Raw genomic sequence first — 2,957 nt, forward strand, 5'->3', positions numbered from 1 at the left:
GTCTTTCGGGACGCTTGTGGGTTGTGAGGTTAAGCGACTAAGCGTACACGGTGGATGCCTGGGCAGTCAGAGGCGATGAAGGGCGTGCTAATCTGCGATAAGCGTCGGTAAGGTGATATGAACCGTTATAACCGGCGATACCCGAATGGGGAAACCCAGTGTGACTCGTCACACTATCATGTCATGAATACATAGTGGCATGAGGCGAACCGGGGGAACTGAAACATCTAAGTACCCCGAGGAAAAGAAATCAACCGAGATTCCCCCAGTAGCGGCGAGCGAACGGGGAACAGCCCGGAACCTGAATCAGTTTGTGTGTCAGTGGAAGCGTCTGGAAAGTCGCGCAGCAAAGGGTGACAGCCCCGTACACAAAGACACACTGGCTGTGAGTTCGATGAGTAGGGCGGGACACGTGATATCCTGTCTGAAGATGGGGGGACCATCCTCCAAGGCTAAATACTCCTGACTGACCGATAGTGAACCAGTACCGTGAGGGAAAGGCGAAAAGAACCCCGGGAGGGGAGTGAAAAAGAACCTGAAACCGTGTACGTACAAGCAGTGGGAGCATCCTTCGGGGTGTGACTGCGTACCTTTTGTATAATGGGTCAGCGACTTATATTCTGTAGCAAGGTTAACCGTATAGGGGAGCCGCAGGGAAACCGAGTCTTAACTGGGCGTTAAGTTGCAGGGTATAGACCCGAAACCCGGTGATCTAGCCATGGGCAGGTTGAAGGTTGGGTAACACTAACTGGAGGACCGAACCGACTAATGTTGAAAAATTAGCGGATGACTTGTGGCTGGGGGTGAAAGGCCAATCAAACCGGGAGATAGCTGGTTCTCCCCGAAAGCTATTTAGGTAGCGCCTCGTGAACTCATCTCCGGGGGTAGAGCACTGTTTCGGCTAGGGGGCCATCCCGGCTTACCAACCCGATGCAAACTGCGAATACCGGAGAATGTTATCACGGGAGACACACGGCGGGTGCTAACGTCCGTCGTGAAGAGGGAAACAACCCAGACCGCCAGCTAAGGTCCCAAAGTCATGGTTAAGTGGGAAACGATGTGGGAAGGCACAGACAGCCAGGATGTTGGCTTAGAAGCAGCCATCATTTAAAGAAAGCGTAATAGCTCACTGGTCGAGTCGGCCTGCGCGGAAGATGTAACGGGGCTAAACCATGCACCGAAGCTGCGGCAGCGACGCTTATGCGTTGTTGGGTAGGGGAGCGTTCTGTAAGCCGCAGAAGGTGGACTGTGAGGTCTGCTGGAGGTATCAGAAGTGCGAATGCTGACATAAGTAACGATAAAGCGGGTGAAAAGCCCGCTCGCCGGAAGACCAAGGGTTCCTGTCCAACGTTAATCGGGGCAGGGTGAGTCGACCCCTAAGGCGAGGCCGAAAGGCGTAGTCGATGGGAAACAGGTTAATATTCCTGTACTTGGTGTTACTGCGAAGGGGGGACGGAGAAGGCTATGTTAGCCGGGCGACGGTTGTCCCGGTTTAAGCATGTAGGCGGAGGTTCCAGGTAAATCCGGTACCTTTTTAACGCTGAGGTGTGATGACGAGGCACTACGGTGCTGAAGTAACAAATGCCCTGCTTCCAGGAAAAGCCTCTAAGCATCAGGTAACATCAAATCGTACCCCAAACCGACACAGGTGGTCAGGTAGAGAATACCAAGGCGCTTGAGAGAACTCGGGTGAAGGAACTAGGCAAAATGGTGCCGTAACTTCGGGAGAAGGCACGCTGTCATCAGGTGAAGTGACTTGCTCACGGAGCCGAAGGCAGTCGAAGATACCAGCTGGCTGCAACTGTTTATTAAAAACACAGCACTGTGCAAACACGAAAGTGGACGTATACGGTGTGACGCCTGCCCGGTGCCGGAAGGTTAATTGATGGGGTTATCCTCGCGGAGAAGCTCTTGATCGAAGCCCCGGTAAACGGCGGCCGTAACTATAACGGTCCTAAGGTAGCGAAATTCCTTGTCGGGTAAGTTCCGACCTGCACGAATGGCGTAATGATGGCCAGGCTGTCTCCACCCGAGACTCAGTGAAATTGAACTCGCTGTGAAGATGCAGTGTACCCGCGGCAAGACGGAAAGACCCCGTGAACCTTTACTACAGCTTGACACTGAACACTGGTCCTTGATGTGTAGGATAGGTGGGAGGCTTTGAAGCGTGGACGCCAGTCTGCGTGGAGCCATCCTTGAAATACCACCCTTTAATGGCTGGTGTTCTAACGTAGACCCGTAATCCGGGTTGCGGACAGTGTCTGGTGGGTAGTTTGACTGGGGCGGTCTCCTCCCAAAGAGTAACGGAGGAGCACGAAGGTTGGCTAATCCTGGTCGGACATCAGGAGGTTAGTGCAATGGCATAAGCCAGCTTGACTGCGAGAGTGACGGCTCGGGCAGGTGCGAAAGCAGGTCATAGTGATCCGGTGGTTCTGAATGGAAGGGCCATCGCTCAACGGATAAAAGGTACTCCGGGGATAACAGGCTGATACCGCCCAAGAGTTCATATCGACGGCGGTGTTTGGCACCTCGATGTCGGCTCATCACATCCTGGGGCTGAAGTAGGTCCCAAGGGTACGGCTGTTCGCCGTTTAAAGTGGTACGCGAGCTGGGTTTAGAACGTCGTGAGACAGTTCGGTCCCTATCTGCCGTGGGCGCTGGAGAATTGAGAGGGGTTGCTCCTAGTACGAGAGGACCGGAGTGAACGCACCACTGGTGTTCGGGTTGTCATGCCAATGGCACTGCCCGGTAGCTAAGTGCGGAAAAGATAAGCGCTGAAAGCATCTAAGCGCGAAACTTGCCTCGAGATGAGTTCTCCCTGACCCTTTAAGGGTCCTGAAGGGACGTTGAAGACGACGACGTTGATAGGCCGGGTGTGTAAGCGCAGCGATGCGTTGAGCTAACCGGTACTAATGACCCGTGAGGCTTAACCTTACAACACCAGAAGCGTTCTGGTG

At 53.8% G+C, this 2,957-nt stretch carries 1 rRNA gene; it reads left to right on the forward strand.

The window, feature by feature from the left end:
• The first annotated feature begins 27 nt into the window (after positions 1–27).
• A 23S ribosomal RNA gene (locus tag AC07U6_RS22145) occupies positions 28–2,934 on the forward strand.
• Positions 2,935–2,957 lie beyond the last annotated feature (23 nt).

Source organism: Erwinia sp. GW821-FHT03D09 (genome assembly GCF_059420805.1).